This window comes from Paracholeplasma vituli (assembly GCF_025446935.1).
Taxonomy (GTDB): Bacteria; Bacillota_I; Bacilli_A; order Acholeplasmatales; family UBA5453; genus Paracholeplasma; species Paracholeplasma vituli.
Genome location: NZ_JAOEGN010000008.1, coordinates 62562 through 82146 on the forward strand (window position 1 = coordinate 62562; position 19585 = coordinate 82146).

Below are 19585 nucleotides of genomic sequence, written 5' to 3' on the forward strand. Positions count from 1 at the left end.
TTTATACCCCCCATCTCACCACATTAGCAGCCCATACATATCCGATTCCGGCCGCAAGCATGCAAACTACGGAACCATCCTTCACTTGACCGCTTTGTAAAGCTAAGTGCAAGGATAGGATTTGGTCGATTTGACCGATATGACCATAATTTTCCAAGTAAATGGATTGTTCTGGGGTAAGATTTAAATCTTGAAGTAAGGAGAAATGTCCAGAACGCTTCATATGGAGGATTGCTAAGAACCCGTCTTTAGAAAACTGTTCTTTAGTGATATTCGATTTACGAAGTGATTCTTCAATACATTTATTCCAGTTTGGCATTGAGACTTCATTCAAACGATTTTTCATCTTGATCGGGTCTAATAAACGTAAAGATTTTTTCGCTTCTTCTAGATTTTCTGAAGTAATTGGATTACAAATCCCACCAATTTCAACCCCAGCGGTTCTAGATAATGAACCATCCCCAATAATGTGAGAGCCTAAAAGTAAATTTTTACCATAGTTCTTCTTCAGGATGATGGCACCGCCACCAGCCGCTAAGTCATACATCATCGACATGTTGCGGTCTGCATAGTCCACAAAGTCTAGATTACGATAACCACCAACAACCATTACGGTATGTACATCATCATCAGCAATCAACATGTCTTTCGCCATTTTAAGTGCTGAAACAGTGGTGCAGCATCGATTTTGAACGTCGATACCCCAAGCATTCACTGCACCAATACGATCTTGAACGTAAAGTGCTGAGGTCGTTAGAGGATATTCTTTCCATTCTTCAGTTACACAAAGAATGACGTCGATTTCTTTTGGGTCTACCCCAGTATTTTTTAAACAATCGAGTGCAGCTAATGCACCCATTTCTTGAGAACCATCCATTACAGGGTCGGCTGGAACGATTTTCTCAATAATACCTAATTTTTCTTCAATGGCTTGTTCAGTCCAAATGCCATTGGTTTTTTCTGCGATTTCTTTCGCAGTCATTCTACCTTTCGGTAAATATATGCCTGTACCGACAATGCCTACAGTTGGTTTCATGTGTTAAGATCCTTTCTTACCTTATAAAAGGCTTTAATATTATACGAACGACAAGCCAAACGGGTCGTTTGGCATGTTTTCGATTCGATTATAGACGCATACCGCCGTTGACGTTTAGAGTTTGTCCTGTGATGTATGAGGAGTCGTCGCTTGCTAAGAATAAAGCAGCTTTAGCGATTTCTTCTGGTTGTCCAAGACGACCTAACATCGTTAATTTAGCGAATCCATCAAGAAGTTCTTGCGGAACGGTCTTTAAAATATCAGTCATAACATAGCCTGGAGCGATGGCATTGACTCTTACGTTCGCACCTTTACGTGCAAATTCTTTAGCCCAAGTCATGGTTAAACCAATAACCCCTGCTTTAGTTGCCGCGTAGTTTGCTTGTCCAATGTTACCAAATACGCCGACAACAGAGGAAATATTGATGATTGAACCTTTACCTTGGTTTTCCATTTGAGGTCTAACATGACGTGTTAAGTTGAATACACCTTTTAAGTTAACGTTAATAACAGCGTCCCATTGTTCGTCAGTCATTTTACGTGTCATAGCATCTTTAGTGATCCCTGCATTGTTCACAAGGATATCGATATGACCGAATTCAGCCATAACTTCATCAAAGAAGGTTTTGCAGCCTTGAGAATCTGTGACGTTTAATTTCTTATAAACTACATTTTCGCATTCATAGGTCATTTCACCCATGTCAGCGGCTATAACTTTTGCGCCTTCTGAAGCAAAAGCTTTCGCAATTTCCATACCAATACCTTTTGCACCACCTGTAATGATGGCTACTTGTCCTTGTAATTTCATAATGTTCTCCTTCTATCGTTTAACGATGATTGCGGTCCCCATACCGCCACCGATGCATAGGCTAGCTAAGCCCATGTGCTTGTTTTGTTTTTTAAGTTCATGAATCAATGTGACAATAATTCTGTTACCAGAGACACCAACTGGATGTCCTAAAGCAATTGCGCCACCATTGACATTTGTTTTGTTGAGTAAGGATTCTTTAGAAACACCATGTGCTTCTGCTAATTCATTTACAACACCTAAACTTTGTGCGGCGAATGCTTCGTTAAGTTCTAACAACTCCATATCGTCTAACTTTAAGTTTGCACGTTGTAATACATCTTTCACAGCTGGAACTGGACCTAGACCCATCACATTTGGATCAACACCACCTTGGCCAACCGCTACAACTTCACCAAGAACTGGTAAGTTATTTTGTTTAACCATCGCTTCAGATGCGAGGATTAGAAAGCTTGCACCATCGTTGATACCGGATGAGCTACCAGCGGTAACGATACCATCGTTTTTAAACGCTGGTCTTAGTTTAGCCATTTTTTCTGAATTGGTCCCACGATTCGGGTATTCGTCTTGTGCAAATACAATGGTTTCTTTTTTCGTTTTGATTTCGATTGGTACGATTTCGTCTGCGAATTTACCACCATCTACTGCTTGAATGGCTTTTTGTTGTGATGATAATGAGAATGTATCTAATTCTTCACGAGTTAACCCATGTTTAGCTGCAATGTTTTCAGCAGTAATACCCATGTGCATACCTGGAGTGAAAGAATCATGAAGCGCGTCTTGTAAAATGGTATCTTTCATATCGAATGCACCCATTTTGACACCGTCACGAATCTTCGAGGATACCACATACGGTGCATTACTCATGGATTCAACACCACCAGCAACAACCAAATTGGAAAATCCAGATTGGATGCTGACATAAGCGTTCATAACCGATTTCATACCACTTCCACATACCATATTTAAGGTATAGGCTGGAACTTCTTGTGGAATTCCAGATTTGATTGAGATTTGTCTAGCTATGTTTTGTCCAAGCCCTGCTTGAATAACGTTACCGACGATGACTTCATCTATACGATCTGTCGGTACCTTGGTATCAGCTAAAAGTTGCTTAAGTACTTGAGTACCAAGATCGGATGGATGCATGTCTTTGAGTGTACCTAGGAAAGATCCAATTGGACTTCTCTTAGCACCCACAATAAAAACTTTTTGGTTCATATTAGTCTCCTCCATATTTGTTGATTTGTATTTTGATCGATTGAATCGCTTTTCAATTGGTCTTTAAAAATACGTGAATAAAAATTCATATCACATCTTCATTCTACGTGATTGAAACAAGGTTGTCAAGCGCTTACATAAAAATAATTATTCACCTTGAATGTAATCCCATTTACGAAACACCTTATCACCTGAACAAGCATTCACAATGAAATGTAATTTCATAGGACGGATAACAGCGTATCTATAACGAAAATGCAACTCACGAAAAACTAAAACATGAAGAATAGAGGTAAAAAATATTGCTTGTATTTTAATGAATCGTGCTATACAATGAAATCGGTGATGACTATGAATAAAGACACATACAGATATCCAAAGACGCCTTCAGGTATTAAGACATTTAATAAGATTGTAGCAACCGGTAAAAAGCTATTTGCTAAGAATGGATTCCAAGCTACATCAATCAATGACATTATCGCTAAGTCGAAGATTGCAGCAGGAACTTTTTACATTTACTTCGACAGTAAGTTGGCTTTATATCTATATATTCTCGATTTATACAGAGTTTCAATTCGTAAAGCCAGTGCCGAAGCAACCAAAGGTATGTCTACCCGATATGATATTGAACGTGCTGGGATTAAAGCCTTCATCTCCTACGCTTTAAAGGATCCGCTTGCCTATCGAATCATTTGGGAATCTTTATTTGTAGATTTCGATATTTTCAAGAATTACTATGAAAGCTTCGCCGATGCTTACATCAAGCATTTAAAGGAATTCGTTGAAAAAGGTGAAATTAGGGAGGATTTAGATCTCGAAACTTTGTCCTACACACTTATGGGAATATCGAATTTCGTTGGATTACAAGTTATTTTTAAAGAGAATAAAGATGAATCAGAACTTAATCGTATTATCGATGAAGCTATGAGTATTTTGGACCAAGGAATATTTAAAAATAAGCGCGTAATACGAGAATATGTTCACATTAATTTCTATTAAATTATATAAATAAATAAAAATAAAAGCACCGTCTTATTTGACTGTGCTATTTTTATCGTTTTCAGCCTCTCTTCGGGCTTTCATCTCTGCTTCAAGTTCTAAACGTATACGTTCTTTTTCAGCCTTGATCCATTCATCTTTAGTAAGTTCATGTTCTGCCAACATTTTCTCTTCTTGTGCGTGACGCACCATTTTAATAAAGTTAACCATTTCGTGAACTAAGATAAACAGTAGAATAATGATAATGACGAGGAAGACAAGATTTTTATAGTTGAGTGTAATATTACCTATATCGAGTAACATAAAATTCGCTACCACAATACCGATAAAATTCTCTTCGGTGACATAGCCAGCATCGATAGCGGAATTGTTATCACCCTTTGTAACTAATCCTTCTTCAGTCGCTTCTATGGCTCTATGGACAATGTTCTTATCCGTTCTAAAAGCGATGATAGGTTTACTACCAGCTTCTACATCGCTATAAACATCATCATAATCAATGTATTTAATAATAATGAATTCACCCGTCATAATGGTAGGTTCCATTGAACCCGACCCGACCACTGAATATGAGTAATTGAATATTTTGATATATCGATTTTCTTGCAGTGACATAGTCCCTATGACCAATAATAGAATCGAAGCTAGAAAGAAAAACACAGTCATTACCGATATCATTACTTTCATGACCCTTTTCATCTAGATTCACCTCCTTGTTATTCGTCTAAATTATCGATACTATCTTCTACCTTTTTAGGTTGTTTTGGTAAACCCTCTTTTTTCAATTTTTCAATTTCTTTAGTAGAATCTTTTTGAATATCGAGTAACGTCTTTTCTTGACGTTTAACCATCGATAATTTGAGTTTTTCAAAATCTTTGAAGAGTTTTTCTTGTTCTTTTTGGCGTTGTGCCTTAAGTTTCTTTAATAGACGCTCATGTTCAATTTTGGCTTTTTTACGTAGATTTGATACGACCAAACGATAATCGGCTTTGGCTTTCTTTTGTGCCTCAGCAATAGCCAGTTTTTCTTCGCGTTCTAGTTTCTTAAGTTGTTTTGCTTGTTCTTTTTCAATCGCTTCACGTTCAGCTTGGAAATGGCGGTCTAGCGTAGCAATCTTTTGATCTAATTGACCTTGTAGCGTTTGTTTTAAAGTCTCAATAAGTGCATTGTTTTCTTCAATGGCTTTTTGAGTCTCAGCTGTGACTGTATCATCTACAATTTTCTTTTCTTCAGCTAATGCATCACGATTCTTATTAACAAGTTCTAAGTTATCTGTGAGCATCTGAGCTTCTTTAGCCGCAATGTCTTTTTGTTCCTTCAACGCTGCTTCAATCTTAATACGTTCCGCTTCATCTTCAGTTTTCTTACGATACATGAGAATCAAACGTTGATTGGCTGCTTCAATATCTTTCATCAACTTACGTTCTAAGCGAATGGCATTATTGTAGTCTACTTCTTTGGTTTCTCGAATGATTCTAGCAATTTTCGCTTTTTCCTTGCTGGCCTCTAAGTTTTTCTCTACGTCGTCATCTTTAACAAGTCTAGAAAAGTAGTCATCATTCTCTTCTAATTCGAAGTGGTGTTTGAAAATAGCGTTGGTAATTGAAATCGTATCACGAAGCGCGCGCTTTAAACCGACTTCATAGGTTGAACTTCGTTCAACTTCTTCTTCAACACGTTTCTTGAATATTTTGATATTTTCTTGTAAGAAATATTGATTAATTCGTTCATCTTCAACGATGATGGGTTCTGGTGAATCTACGATATCATTGACGTGAATATTGGATATTCTGAATGCTTTTTTGATGATTTCTTTTTCAACTATCTCATCATAAGATGGTTTTCTGACATTTTGATTGTACGCAACCATTGAGAATGTATTTAATGCCAATCTCTCTACAGCATCCTGATAAGATCTGTCAAATGTCATATCTTTTTCTTTAACAGTTACGTCATAAGCTAACGTGTTGTAACGGTCCAAGAATAGCCAAAGGACATAGCAGTTTCTAAAGTCCACGTTCTTTAAGATTACGTTGGTTTGCATGATTGGTGGTAATACTTTTTTCTCATTAGCCATTAGTGTCATAAAAGGCGAGTTACGAATCGCTGTAACACGCTTGGATAAGTATTCGACACGTTCCAAAATGCCTTTATTATAAATGTTGATGGATTTATCTTCAAGGTCTTCTTTAAACACGACATCCATGTTCAAATCGACTTCTAGGTCACTGATTTTAAAGTTTGATTGATAGTTAAAGTGCTTCTTTTGATAGGAGATGATATTATCTCTTATGAGGTCATGACGGCTTCTGACGAAGTTAAAAAGCCGTTCTATGAGGGTCATCACAAATCGGTTTTCATAAGTTCCATAGTCTACATCGGTCTCAGTGGTCATAATCTTCTTTGGCATCACGACCTCATCGCGAATTTCACGAATAAAGTGGGTATGAGAAGCTAAATGACGAATCGAATTACTACGGATTTTTTTGGCCTTTTCTATGGGCACTATTTCTTCTAAGTATTTTAACCCAGATTTTGGGTTTAATATGATTTTTTCAATGCTTGGGAAATAGGACTCAATGGTCTTAATCCACGTTTCATCAAAGGTCTTGGTTTCAGACATACTCTTTTGATAAAGTGTGTTTTTGCCTGCCATGAGTGCACTATAAAAAGTCTTTGGAAAAGTTTGTGACTTTTCCAAATCTTTAATGGCTTGATCGTATGAATAGTAGTACTGACTTAATTTGTCTGTTTGTCTTTTTTTCATCAATTAAACACCTTAATTCATCTTCTTAAGGTCATTAATAAAGCTAATACATTCTTTAAATACGTTCTTACCAAATAACTTATCGAGCAATACGATCAATTCGCTCATTTCGTCTTGTAAGAACGGTAAGTTCAAGACTTCGAACTTTCTAAGGATCTTTCTCGCTACCATATAGTCTAATGCTTCATATTCAGTACCACCACAACCAACATAAATAGGTGTGAACAGTTTGATTTGTTTCATAATACGGTTACCAAAGGTGATCTTGAATTTTTGAGCAATGAAATCGTCTAATTTACCTAAGTTATCCAATGCTTTTGGCGAAATTGGATGTGCTTTCCAGGCTGCATCAAACAGAGTTTTCAAATACTCATGACTCATCACAACGCCCTCGGTATAAGGTGCATCGACAAACTCAGCTTTTGAGTTCATGATAATCGATGATGCACGGTCATATACTTTATCCGTAATGGTGAAAGTCGAGTCATCTTTATTCGCTGTACCAATGAACCAAACGTTTTGTGGAACAAGAATTTTGCCGTCTATAAAGTGCTTAGGGTCAGAAGGTTGACGGTCCGATACAACGTCAATCTTCCATTCTGCTTCATTTGGCATTTCCATGATGGATAAGAATTCAGCAAAATAGTACTCAATACGGGCTAAGTTTAATTCGTCTAAAACGATGAAATTTAAGTCTTCACGGTATGTCGTTTCATAGAGTTCTTTTAAGAAGTCTGTTTCATTAAACTTCTTCGTAAATTCGTTTAAATAACCAATCATTTCGGCTCTATCACGCCAGGACGGTTGAACAGAGATTATCGCTGAGTCGTGTCCGAAAAATTTGCCCATAGCATAAGGCAAACTGGTTTTACCTGTACCGGAAATACCTTCAAGAATCAAAATCTTTGAAGAGGCCATCCCAGCAAAGAATGTTCGAATAATTTTTTCATTATAATAAAGATTGAGTCTAGAAGCTGAGAAGTTAATGAATCTATTCACGAGTTCTGGTAGACCAATCGTGTCTTCTGGAGTCATTTGAATTGAGGTAATTACATTACGATACGCTTCATCAACTTGGGTTAATTTCGCAAAACGCGTAGGCCCCACAACTTGAGGCGTATTTTTGGGTTGGTCTGGTTCTTTACCTGGTAAGGATGAAGAGGCGGATGCACCACCTAATTTAAGCATTAAAATCTTATTCTTTTCATCAGCAAGTTCAACTGTTTTTTGTGTTAATAAAGCGACTTCCTCAAGAAGTTTATCTTTATCCATTTCCGTTTTAATGAAACGGATATAAACACGAAGTAATTGGTAGATTTTGAGAGTAAAGAAAACAATAAAAACCATATTAATCCCAAGGATTAGTATGGCGATAAACCAGTCGAGGAAGCCAAATTTGGCACTCGCATCGACAAGATCTTGAAAATAAACACCAATGTCATTAAAAAGTAAATCGGCAAATGCTTGTGTTAATCTGTTAAAGAATTTGCCGATGTTTTCGAAAAAATTTCTAATAAACTCGATGTAATAACGAGCAAAGTTAACCATCGTCATCGTTCTTACCTCTCAAAATAAATAATACAGAGCTATTTGTTTTGTTCTTTTTTAAGTTCTTCTAATAATTCTTTTCTAATACGTTCTTTTTCAGCTTCTAACATGACTTCTTTATCGGTTGCATGTTTAGCTTCAATCTTTTCTTTGTTAACAGCAAGTAATGTCTTAGTTAAGACAAATCCTTGATACGCTAATAGTAATACTACAGGTAAGATAACGAATAGTGCGAATCCTACTGGGGTTTGTAGGTAATTTATCGCCCCACCTAAACCATTGATATGACCAGTTCTAACCGCTTTAATGTTCGCGTAAGTCACAACTTCATATTGAATCCCCGTATTATCCCCACCAGGGACATATTGAGCAGATGCTGCGGCTTTGTCACCTTGAGTAACTACATAGTTTTCAGATACATAGACTATTCTGTGAGTGTTAATTGCATTTAATGATGCATCAAAGAATGTAATAATATCGCCAATTTCAAGATGTTTCTTATCATCTTCGTCAAGAATCTTGACAAAGACTAAAGCACCCTTATTAAAAGAATCACTTTCGGACCCTTCCATTGAGTCACTAAGAACTGGCAAGAAGCCCCTTCCCATAATATTAGCTATATCGCCTTCACGTTTAATACTCAAATTTGATATAGAAAATAGTAATAAAAGAAATATTAATCCATAAAACAGTACATTACCTGTTATTTTTAAAGCCTTTTTAATATTGTTCTTAGGTTTATCCACTAGACACATCTCCCTTTTAGACAACGTTTTCACTAATACAATTATATTATATTATTTGTCTAAAATCTAGTATCAATGAGATTATCGTGTAATTCATTCAATTAAAGATAAGGTTTGCATGTTTCCATGCAAACCTCTGGTAATTATGTCTTTACTTAGTTAAGCAGTAAACTTCATTGATACACTTAGTGTTGTTGAGAAAATAGCATCGAATAAGTCAGCATCCCAACCTTCAATCCATACTCTTGCAATAATAGTTCCATTATAATATCCGGTACCACCGGTTTGTGCTAAGACAACTAAGTTTTGTGCAGTTCCAAGGTTTCCAACAGCGTCTAATTGTGTTGCGTCTTGAATACTTGCTGTAGATCCATCAACTGGGGTTCCAGTCTTGACTGCATAATAACTAGCTGCACCAAACTGTTCACTAGTTGCATATGAAACGGCTGGTAATGCTGTTGAATTGTATTGAGTACCATTTGCGTATGCACTTTCTACAGCATCAACTGTACCACGTTGATATGTAAATGCAGGTGTTGCAGCTGCATTATCTGTTACATTGATAAAGGAAACTCTTGCAGCAGTCCATGCTGCTACTTGCATTGTATTACCTGGTACTAATGCTTTCGCTTCAGCGAATGCAGCATTATTTGCTGCAAAGAATGGAATATCTACTGTCCAAGCTGTGCTTGAACCTGTAATTTGTAGTTGTGAAAGCTTAATTGTTTTTACTGCAGCAGATCTAAAGAATAGTTTGAATTCAATATATCTACCATCAAGTGCTCCAGATGGTGTTAAAGCACCTAATGAATCTCTAACGTTCATAACTTTACCATTAGCTGATGTTACATCTTTAAGTGCTAATGATGATCCATACATTTCAGACAATCTTGCAGTGATTGCTGCTGAAGGAATTACTGTATACCATGTTGGAGCCTGTGAACCTGTAATGGTAGCTTCATTGCCTTCCCATGTACCTAGTGAAACTTCAATACCTTCACCTGCTGTAACATTTGCACTAAACTGACCAACGCTTGCAGCATTTTGAAGTGTGAACCACGCGAAGGTTGATGTACCTAAAGCAATCACGACTAATGCCATCGTTACTACTGATAAAACTAATTTTTGAGTTAATTTTCTCATTTTCTTTTTTCCCCTTTTTTGTTTGTTTTTTTATTTCAATTTTATGTCATATCAATTACGATTGTAATCAATTTGAACCCTTTAATCAATAGGTAATGCCCCTTGAAACTCGAATCTAAATAATAATGTATCCATATAGATCGCATCAAACGTATCTGCGTCCCAACCTTCAATCCAAATATTTAATAGAAATCTACCCAAATAGTAAGGTCGATTTTGATCATTAACTTGATCTGTTTCGACTAATTCTGCAACCTTCGAGTTTGAATCTAGCGGTTGATATGGGTTTCTTTCATCAAACAAGGATAGTCTTTCAATGACAGGTTGTGGTTCAGTTGGTAAATTGAAGTGAATCAATTTAGCCTTACTGAGATAATCTAAACTACCATATGTCTTACCATAGCCCCTTTCAGGGTTTTCGGAAGGATCATATATGAATCGAGCAAGTTCACTGGTATCTCTTGTATCCAAGGGATTATCGGTTTTCATTTCGATTACTGAAACCCTAATTGCGTCTTTGGCATAATAGATTCTAGTTTCATTCTCGAACACTGTGTCGTTGGGTCCATATAAATACGTTATCGGACTCCTAAATGTTACACCGCGTGAAGTGACATAGGTACCACGGTTTGGTGCACTTTCATAAGTAATGTTTGAACTGATATTATTGACTAGATAAACATGATTATATCGCGTCGTTGTTCTAACATATAGTTCTAAAGCTATATAGTTTTTATTCGGTATGCCCACAAATGTTAAATCAGATTCTAACAGTGGCAAGCGATTCCCAATAAAAGTGATGCCGTCTGTGGATGTTAAATCCAAAAGCTTAGCGTCGTTCCATATCTGATTGATCTGGGCCGTCGTGATTTCATTAGACCAGTTAATGCCGTCTAATGAAAATTCTAAGTTACTGTCTTGCTTCATGGAGATTTGGATGCCGTCAACCCGGTTGGTTTCCGCCATACTCACCCAAGCGAATGTTGCTGTTGTGAAGGTCAATGTGAGGAGGATCATCGATAGCGTCGTAATGTAGATTTTCTTAATCATCGCATTAAGCCGCGTTTCTGATTGAGAACTTCATATCAATTTTAATGCTACCGCGTTCCATATTTGGTGTTGTGTCATAACCTTCTATCCACATAAACACCGTAAACTTTAAAATGCTGTTGACTTGAAATTTATCCACGCTTTCGCTAATGATTGGGTCCCTTTGGTAATTACTACTTAAGAACATCTTAGCTTCAGGCATTCTTTCTGGATATTTATCAATTGGTGAATCCACAGGGTCAGGTTTCATATACATCGTTTGTGTTCTCGGTAAATCCGTGTCTACGCGTTGGACAATGATCATAATTCGAATGTACTCATCTAATGACAGCGTGACATCGTTGATGTTCACTGTATAGAGGAGGTTAATCATTTCGAACCCGACATTTCGGATGTAAAATGAATAGGCTACATAGTCCTCAGTTTTTTGAGTAAAGAGTCCGTTAGCATTGACTGCCCCTTCAATATCGATATGGTCGTACGTGGTTTCATTAGACTGTTCTTCAGGATCCACATATAACCGTGAAGTTCCTTTTTCAAACGACTTATCCGTTGACATCTGAATGCCTTTTTGAGTGGCTTCTTCATTCATCGAGATAACGAATGTCCCAGTCGATAAACCATAAAATGTGACAACCCCAAATCCGAGTGAAAGCAGACCTGATATGATAACGCCTAGCGTTAAGAATCTAGCCGTCATTGTGGTTGTCTTCTTGATCCCAAGAACGGTTGAAAGTCTCATATCTCACACCCCTTGTTCATGACATATACTTTAAGATAACAAAAAGCCAGATGTCACGAAAAATGACAACTGGCTACCATTTATATAGGCCCTATAGCTTTGCGTCGCTAGATTTCTCTAGTTTTGCCTTTAACATTATGTTAAATTTTATTACAACTCTACTATACACCCATCAAAAATAAATGTCAATAATTTTGTATGATTATTTTTATAAATCGATTAGTTTTGATAAATCGGTTTCTTTATAGTATGTTTTTAAATTCTCAAATGACATTGGGCGGGCAAAATAGAACCCTTGGACAATGTGAATATTATAGCCAGTAATGGTTTGTAACATTTGTTGGTTCTCAATGCCTTCAGAAATAATTGTTTTTTGGTTCTTCTCAGCAAATTCAACCAATAAGGTCACAAATCTTGATTTAACATATGAATGTTCTTCGTTTAAGAACTCTTTGGACAACTTGATCGTATCAAGTGGCATCGTTTCGAGTTTCGCTAAGGTTGCGTAATCTAATCCAAAGCCATCGACAGCGAACTGGAAGCCTAATGCTTTAAGTTGCGTGATGTTTTGTAAGACAACCCCATGGCGATCAAACAGTGCGAACTCGACGATTTCTAAGATGATGTTTTCCGCATTCATCTTATACTTCTTTAATACACGTTGAAAATCAACCGCTAAGGTTTCATTCATCAATTGTTTCGGACTGATATTAAATGTGAACTTAATGTTCGATTTCGGGAAACTTTGTTTGAATTCATAATAACTCTTAATTAAGGATTCAAGCCCCCATAGACCTACCCAGTAAATATCACCGGACTGTTCCATTATGTTGATGAACTTGAACGGGGATAACAACCCGTGTTCTGGGTGATTCCATCTTAACAAGGCTTCAACGCCATAGATTTCTTTGGTTTCGATGTTGATGATTGGATGGTAATAAAGCAAGAATTCTTTTTTCGCAATCGCATTTTTAATTTGATAGTAGTAATCTAGGAATTCACTTTCGGTTTCGCTCATATCTTCACTGTAAAGACGAATCGCGTTCCCACCGGTTTTCTTAACTGTATAGTTGGCTAATTTCAAGGAATTCATGAGTGCTTTGGTGTTTTCACCATGCATTGGGTAATAGGCAATAGAGATGGATGAAGTTAAGTTGACATCAGTAGAACCGAACAGTGTTATCGTTTCATTGATCTGTTCTTGAATTTTTCTCGCAAATTCAACAGCATCAGATTGGTCAAATTCCATCGGCATGAACATTAAGAAGATATCACCTTCAAATTTCGAAGCTTTCACTTCTTTTGGTAAGGCACTACGTATACGTTTGGTAATCTTCTCAATAATTTTATTCGCTTCTTTTTCACCGAAGGCTTGAATGATTTCAGTAAAACGGTCGATATCGACATAAATGAGTGAGAACATGTTGTCCTTACCAATTTTGGAGATGTAGTTGGATATCATGCTATTCATAGCGGATCTAGAAATAATACCTTCAACTAAAATGGATTTTTCTTCTTTCCATTTTTGTTCAGCATATTTCCAGTTTACGTATAGAAAATAGGCGGCTACCGAGGTCGCAATCATCATAAACAACATGAGTATGACGGCCGTGGTTGGGGATATATTATCCATAGGGTTACCTCTTTCTTAAGAGTGATGCGGTTCTATCTATATTATATGCTTTTAATAGGGCAATTGCATCCTCATATTTCATGGCTTTACCTAAATAGAAGCCTTGAATGATGTCAGCGCCACTCTTTTGTAAAAACTTAAATTGTTTGTCATCCTCAACCCCTTCAGCAATAATTTCAAGGTCAAGGTTCTTAGCTAAGGATATAATCATATTAATAATCGCGCGCGAGTGTTTATCCGCAGTGGAGTGTTTGACGAACTCTTTATCAATTTTAATCGCGTTGATTGGCAGTTCTTTTAAGTATAAGAGAGAGCTATACCCTGTACCAAAGTCATCTAAGTGAATATCGAAGCCTTTGGATTGTAAAAGTTTGAGTTTTTCAATGATGATATCAAACGAGGTCATCAAGAAGGTTTCAGTGATTTCAATCGAAATCGAGTGTTCTTTCAATCCATATTGCTCAAAAGCATTGACAAGTTCACTTACGAAGCCGGCTTGTAATATTTGAACTGGAGATACGTTCATCGAAATCTTTATGTCATAGGATTCCAATTCTTTCGCTAATTTGAAAGTTTCATTCATAACGATACGACCAATGTCGATAATCATGTTATTGTTTTCTGCAATCTCAATGAACTCAGAAGGGGAATCGAGTTTATATTTCGGGTTATCCCATCGTACTAAGGCTTCAAAGCCCACAATACGTTCTGAGTTTATGTGATATTGAGGCTGTAAGTACATGACAAATTCATGGTGTTCAATCCCTGCCATCATGTCGGTTTCAATGACTTGTCTTCTCGATAAACTTTGACCAAAAGTGACATCGTACACAACTGGTTTATTACTATGGAACGCGTCCGCACGTGTAAGCGCGAGAATCGTATTGTCATAAACTTGGTCTTCATTGATTGAAACATAGGCGTCACTATCGATGTTAAATTGACCAATTCTAAATTGTAAGACAAACTTATTCTTATCGACATCAATTGGTTTTTCAAAAGCTTCTGCTAAACGGTCAGCCCAAGCATCGATATCGTCATAGCTTGATAAATTTTCAAATAAAATCCCGAAACGGTCAAAGGAAACGTGGTATAAAGAGGCTTGATACGTATTAAGCGTTTCTTTTACGGTTTTCGCTACATAGACTAAAACTTCACCGGAAAGTTTCTCACCGATGACTTTGGTGATATCGCCATACTTAAAGATACCAAATATAACCAAAGCATTACGGTGTTTGAAGCGCTTAGGATCTTCAACAAGCGACTTCACATCCGCTTTCATATAGTTCATATTCGGCTCATTGGTGATGTTGTTATAAAACGCGATTTCTCGATGGTATTTATAGGTTTCTTCAAGTTTAGTAATATCATCCCCAACGAGTGCGTAGGTTAGTGCGTAACGAATCGGGATGAAACGGATGTAAACATCCCCACTTGGAATGCTGAATTTCGCAACAAATGGTTCTTGTTTTTTAACTTTTTCAATCGCTTCTGTACCGCCATCTCGGAGGTTAATATCTGCGACTACTTTATATTTTTTGTAGTTTTTGATTACACGTTTAAAACTAGCGTTATAATAGAAAATTTTACCTTTAGAGTTCACTTTTAGAATATAAGGCTTTACGTAATAGTGAATCAAACGGGCTGATTCGATATCTTCGGTTTTAGATTGGATGATGCGATAAACGGCGAACATACTAGACATGAATACAATCATGATGATGATGAACGCGAACATCAAGGTGTTGGATAAGAACGCCATCGAGTCTAAAAGATCATAATAGTTGATGACTTGACCAAAATAGATGCCATCTCCAGCTTCAATGGATTGAAGTTTCGTATAAGCGAAGAAAGAGGGTTCATTGAAAATATTGTATTGACCTACACCAGACATGGTATTTGTGGTATTCAGCGTGTTAAAGAACTTAGTGCGGTCGTCTTCACTGAATACCCCACCAAATGGTTTTGTGTTACGTTCTAACCCTTCATCATAATAGGTATAGCCATCCTTATGGATGAGAACGTAACGATAATTTAAGACATTGTATGCACTTAAAATGGTATCAAAAAAAGCTTTCGCATCCACCAAAGAAACCACATTTTGGTAACTGAAAGCGACATAAGTCGTATCTTCTGTATAACCTTGTAATATTAAGGATAATGGGTAAATCGAAATATCTTGTTTGTAGTAAGTGTTTGAATCATAATCTGGTTTAAATAGATAATCTACACCATTAATTCGTAACCCCGTACCCGTGTTGAGTAAAACCAAATCATAACTTTGATCGGCTGTGAGTTCAACCACAGGGTCTAACCCGTCATCGACATAGTCATCGACCATGTCAACAAATGTTTCATACGTACGATTCAAAGTACCTTCGACACGAGCAGAAATCCCTAGATTGAACGTTTCAAAAGAGTCTTCAGCACGTGAAGATATGAAGTTTCGTGTAATCGAAATGTAAAAAAATACTAGGATAATCGATAACACGAGAAACAGTGATGTAAATGTAGCGGCTAAACGAATTTTGTAGCGTCCCATATCGATGTTTACCTCGGACTTATAAAGCTTAGAATGAATTGTGATGGTTAAGTATAGACATACTTCAAAAAACATCCACTTGATGTCTTAGATGTATTATATATTTTATTATATCATAAAAAAAAGCACTCGTTTATCCAAAAACGGTGCTTTTAACAAAATTCAGTTATTGATGACGGATAAGTTCAAGTCTAGAAATGGATAATCCAGTTCTAAGGGCCTTAATCGAGAATAGGAACTTGCCTTGTTGAATGATAATTTGAGTCGAAATATGAATGGTTTTACCATCGGTTCCGTTGGTAGTTAAAGTGGAGGCTACAGTATCCCCTAACAATATCGATAGCGGCATTTGAGCGAGGCTACTTTGTTCACTTGAAATCGAGAGTTCAACAATGTATTTACCATAAACAGGGACTTCGATACCAAAGCTTAATAAGCCATCCTTATCTAATTCTACATTAGAGCCTTTTAAGTGTACCCCTTCATTTTGATAAAGTGGGTTGGTTAAATCGAGTTTGGTTTTTCCCCAAGGTAACGTATTTACTATTACAACCTTATTCATTTGAACCTTTTGTGAGATAGATTCGGTAGCTTTAACACGTTCTAGATTGGTGATCAAATAGGTATTTTGTTCAACCCCATTGGATACAGTAATCAAAGTCGTGTTTGCGTTCTTCTTAATGGAAATATCGTGTTTTTCATCCGATATTGCTTCTACAGTAAAGTAATTTTTAGCCTTAATGACATAATGTCCAACCAGTGGATCAAAATTGGTTAATAGCTCACCATTGACTTTGATCCCTTCGAGTATAGGTATAAAGTAATGTGGGGCTTTCATTTTGAAATCAATCGCGTGCATTCTTCTGAATGTCGGCGAATCGATTAAGTAATGACAAATGTTTTTCGCAACCCTTTGAGCTTCACCTTTAGTAAGAGATCCATCTTTGAATGACGCCATGGTGTTGTCATTCATCGAATTGGTTAACGCGTCTTGAACAACCATGTAAAGATCATTTTGAGATTGAATCATCGCTTTGGTATTGGCTTTATCACCAGTCGAAGTTTCATCATTCATCTTCGCCCACCAATCAGTCATAATGATGCCTTTAAAGCCCCATTCTTTACGGACAATGAGTGTATTTAAATCGTAATTTGATGCAGCCCAGATGCCATTGATGGGGTTATAGCTGGTCATAATCGCTTTCGCATGCGCTTTTCTAACAGCACGTTCAAAGCCTTTTAAGTAAATCTCACGAAGCGCTCTTTCAGAGACAATCGAGTCTGCGTCAAAACGTCTATATTCTTGATTATTCGCGGCTAAATGTTTAAGTGTACCAGTGACACCTGCTGCTTGTAAACCGTGAATGATTGCTGTTGCCATATCACCAGTTAGAATAGGGTCTTCAGAGAAGTATTCAAAGTTTCTACCACAAAGTGGATGACGGTGGATATTCATCCCAGGCCCTAATAATATATCGATTTGATAAGAAAGCATTTCAATCCCGATAAGATAGTATAAACTTTCTAGGAGTTGTGTATTGAAGGTTGAAGCGAGCAGTGTGCCATTTGGTAGTGAGGTTGAAGGCATGCCTGAATCCATGCGAATGCCTGAAGGGCCATCTGAACAGCACGCAATCGGTAAACCATGGGCTTTAAGCTTATCGGTGACCCCACCAAATGCAGAGGCTGTACCTGGGGTTACCTTTGGAGAACTCATGCCTTCACCACGAACGATTTCAGAAAGTTCAGTGAGTGAAAACTGCGATACAAAGGCGTCAAGAGATACTTTATGTTCATAGACATCGATCAATTCACGCTTTTCTAAGCATGTGTTTTGAATTTCTTTAGGTTGATTTTCTGCAATCCTGTTTTTATAGGTATAAGTACGAAGTGGGACAGCTTCTTCGGTTAATACGACCTTGTCGTTTTGAAGCATCGCTTTCATACGGTTAAACGGTTTAATTGGACGCATCGCTTCATGTGCAGCTTCAATGAGTTCAGTTTCACGAATTTCATATTCAAAGAAACTGATGTCGTTCTTAACGTCTGTTGATAAAGTGACTTGATAAAAACCTTTTTCTAAGACATAGGCTGATGCATAACCAGTCACACCGGTCTCGTCATAGGATGCGAAGTCATACTTATTGAAATGAATATAAACAGTTTCAGACGCACCAGGTGCGAGTAATGGGGTCTTAACAAACCCGACTAATACTTTCACCGGTTTACCTAAAAGACCTTGAGGGGCTTTCACATAGGCTTGAACAACCGCTTTACCCGGATAGTTTCCGATATTTTTAACTTCAATTTCATATTCAAATGGACGTGTTGTTTCTTTGACATGGTAATCAAACTCTGTATAAGATAGTCCAAATCCAAACGGATAACGGACTGCTTGTGGTTTAAAGGTTTCAAAATAACGATACCCTACGAAAATATCTTCTTGATAAATATTTTCATCGTGACCACCAAAGTTGGCACTCGAAGGGTAATCCGAAATTTCATAAGCGATGGTATCGGGTAACTTACCTGAAGGTGTAAATACCCCTGTAAGGATATCAGCTACAGCTCTACCACCTTCTTGACCCCCATGCCATACATAGAGTAAGCCTTGAATTGGATTGTGATCCATAAACGATAAATCCATGATATTACCCACGTTTAAAACAACAACAACTTTTTTAAAGGTTTTAGATACCTTTTCAATCATCTCTAGTTCTAAATCAGATAAATAATAAGAACCTTTAGAAAGGGAGTTGTCTTTGTCTTCACCAGCAGTTCTACCGACACAGATGATGGCAGTTTCCGAAAAACTTTTCGCTTGTTCTAATAGAGTATCAGATAGTGGCATTTCCACTTGGCTCCAAGGTTCACTCGCCCACATCCCTGACCCAGCATTAAAAGGGTGGTCTTTTTCCCACTCAAGATACGTATTTAAGAGGTTAGGGTTTACTTCAACCCATGGGTTTTCTTTCAAAGCTTCGATGATTGAGGTCGTATAATCCACATTCACCAAGCCACCTGACCCAGTTCCACTCTTATAGTAATTGGTTTGAATACGTCCAAAGACGTTGATTTTTTCATTTTGAATCGGCAAGACATTTTGATCATTCTTTAATAGAACAATGCCTTCTGTCGCTGCGATACGTGATAAGTCTTTCAATCCCTGTAAGGGTTTCATTTCAAGGGGTTTAAAACGTTCTAAATAAGATTTCATACATACATGTAAGATTTAAATTGTATTAAGTTAGCACTTAAGATGAATTCAAACCTTTCCTCTTTCTTTCTAATTTAATATACTAATAATGTACTGTGGATTTGTTTCATACTAATACAGCTAGACTGTTTT

14 protein-coding genes and 1 riboswitch are annotated in these 19585 nt (G+C 37.1%); of the genes, 1 reads left to right on the forward strand and 13 read right to left on the reverse strand.

Annotated elements, in window-relative coordinates:
- Position 1: 1 nt before the first annotated feature.
- The 3 genes from N7603_RS05360 to N7603_RS05370 all read right to left on the reverse strand — a co-directional run bounded on the left by N7603_RS05360 (position 2) and on the right by N7603_RS05370 (position 3065).
- The gene (locus tag N7603_RS05360) at positions 2-1036 is read right to left on the reverse strand and encodes a 3-oxoacyl-ACP synthase (protein ID WP_262096339.1); all 1035 of its coding nucleotides are present in this window, start codon (positions 1034-1036) and stop codon (positions 2-4) included.
- 88 nt (positions 1037-1124) lie between these two features.
- A complete protein-coding gene (locus N7603_RS05365) occupies positions 1125-1847 on the reverse strand; it encodes a beta-ketoacyl-ACP reductase (RefSeq protein WP_373425376.1) in 723 nt (240 codons plus the stop codon).
- Between the two features lie 9 nt (positions 1848-1856).
- On the reverse strand, positions 1857-3065 hold the full coding sequence (locus N7603_RS05370; RefSeq protein WP_262096341.1) for an acetyl-CoA C-acetyltransferase: 1209 nt from the start codon (positions 3063-3065) through the stop codon (positions 1857-1859).
- A 351-nt stretch (positions 3066-3416) separates the two neighbouring features.
- Between N7603_RS05370 and N7603_RS05375 the strand changes: the two genes are divergently transcribed.
- Positions 3417-4064: a TetR/AcrR family transcriptional regulator gene (locus N7603_RS05375; RefSeq protein WP_262096342.1), complete on the forward strand. Its 648-nt coding sequence runs from the start codon at positions 3417-3419 to the stop codon at positions 4062-4064.
- Between the two features lie 33 nt (positions 4065-4097).
- Here the strand turns inward: N7603_RS05375 and N7603_RS05380 are convergent, their stop codons facing one another.
- From N7603_RS05380 to N7603_RS05425, 10 genes are all read right to left on the reverse strand, one after another.
- The gene (locus tag N7603_RS05380; RefSeq protein WP_262096343.1) at positions 4098-4763 is read right to left on the reverse strand and encodes a signal peptidase I; all 666 of its coding nucleotides are present in this window, start codon (positions 4761-4763) and stop codon (positions 4098-4100) included.
- 17 nt (positions 4764-4780) lie between these two features.
- Positions 4781-6832, reverse strand: a complete 2052-nt coding sequence (locus N7603_RS05385; RefSeq protein ID WP_262096344.1) for a DUF2357 domain-containing protein — start codon at positions 6830-6832, stop codon at positions 4781-4783.
- A 12-nt stretch (positions 6833-6844) separates the two neighbouring features.
- A complete protein-coding gene (locus tag N7603_RS05390) occupies positions 6845-8386 on the reverse strand; it encodes a hypothetical protein (RefSeq protein WP_262096345.1) in 1542 nt (513 codons plus the stop codon).
- A gap of 32 nt (positions 8387-8418) precedes the next feature.
- On the reverse strand, positions 8419-9126 hold the full coding sequence (locus tag N7603_RS05395; protein WP_262096346.1) for a S24/S26 family peptidase: 708 nt from the start codon (positions 9124-9126) through the stop codon (positions 8419-8421).
- Positions 9127-9285: 159 nt separating this feature from the next.
- The gene (locus N7603_RS05400) at positions 9286-10269 is read right to left on the reverse strand and encodes a hypothetical protein (protein WP_262096347.1); all 984 of its coding nucleotides are present in this window, start codon (positions 10267-10269) and stop codon (positions 9286-9288) included.
- Positions 10270-10350: 81 nt separating this feature from the next.
- On the reverse strand, positions 10351-11319 hold the full coding sequence (locus N7603_RS05405; RefSeq protein WP_262096348.1) for a hypothetical protein: 969 nt from the start codon (positions 11317-11319) through the stop codon (positions 10351-10353).
- Between the two features lie 4 nt (positions 11320-11323).
- Entirely contained in the window at positions 11324-12061 is a 738-nt protein-coding gene (locus N7603_RS05410) for a hypothetical protein (RefSeq protein ID WP_262096349.1), read from the reverse strand.
- A 61-nt stretch (positions 12062-12122) separates the two neighbouring features.
- Positions 12123-12199, reverse strand: a riboswitch (cyclic di-GMP riboswitch).
- A 70-nt stretch (positions 12200-12269) separates the two neighbouring features.
- Positions 12270-13694, reverse strand: a complete 1425-nt coding sequence (locus tag N7603_RS05415) for a bifunctional diguanylate cyclase/phosphodiesterase (RefSeq protein ID WP_262096350.1) — start codon at positions 13692-13694, stop codon at positions 12270-12272.
- A 4-nt stretch (positions 13695-13698) separates the two neighbouring features.
- Complete coding sequence (locus N7603_RS05420; protein WP_262096351.1) at positions 13699-16236, reverse strand: putative bifunctional diguanylate cyclase/phosphodiesterase; 2538 nt, start codon at positions 16234-16236, stop codon at positions 13699-13701.
- Between the two features lie 166 nt (positions 16237-16402).
- Positions 16403-19453, reverse strand: a complete 3051-nt coding sequence (locus N7603_RS05425) for a glycoside hydrolase family 3 protein (RefSeq protein ID WP_262096352.1) — start codon at positions 19451-19453, stop codon at positions 16403-16405.
- Positions 19454-19585: the final 132 nt, after the last annotated feature.

Coding starts and splice junctions, on each gene's coding strand:
- N7603_RS05360 (WP_262096339.1), bottom strand. CDS start 1,036: ATGAAACCAACTGTAGGCATTGTCGGTACAGGCATATATTTACCGAAA.
- N7603_RS05370 (WP_262096341.1), bottom strand. CDS start 3,065: ATGAACCAAAAAGTTTTTATTGTGGGTGCTAAGAGAAGTCCAATTGGA.
- N7603_RS05375 (WP_262096342.1), top strand. CDS start 3,417: ATGAATAAAGACACATACAGATATCCAAAGACGCCTTCAGGTATTAAG.
- N7603_RS05380 (WP_262096343.1), bottom strand. CDS start 4,763: ATGAAAAGGGTCATGAAAGTAATGATATCGGTAATGACTGTGTTTTTC.
- N7603_RS05385 (WP_262096344.1), bottom strand. CDS start 6,832: ATGAAAAAAAGACAAACAGACAAATTAAGTCAGTACTACTATTCATAC.
- N7603_RS05390 (WP_262096345.1), bottom strand. CDS start 8,386: ATGACGATGGTTAACTTTGCTCGTTATTACATCGAGTTTATTAGAAAT.
- N7603_RS05400 (WP_262096347.1), bottom strand. CDS start 10,269: ATGAGAAAATTAACTCAAAAATTAGTTTTATCAGTAGTAACGATGGCA.
- N7603_RS05405 (WP_262096348.1), bottom strand. CDS start 11,319: ATGATTAAGAAAATCTACATTACGACGCTATCGATGATCCTCCTCACA.
- N7603_RS05410 (WP_262096349.1), bottom strand. CDS start 12,061: ATGAGACTTTCAACCGTTCTTGGGATCAAGAAGACAACCACAATGACG.
- N7603_RS05415 (WP_262096350.1), bottom strand. CDS start 13,694: ATGGATAATATATCCCCAACCACGGCCGTCATACTCATGTTGTTTATG.
- N7603_RS05420 (WP_262096351.1), bottom strand. CDS start 16,236: ATGGGACGCTACAAAATTCGTTTAGCCGCTACATTTACATCACTGTTT.
- N7603_RS05425 (WP_262096352.1), bottom strand. CDS start 19,453: ATGAAATCTTATTTAGAACGTTTTAAACCCCTTGAAATGAAACCCTTA.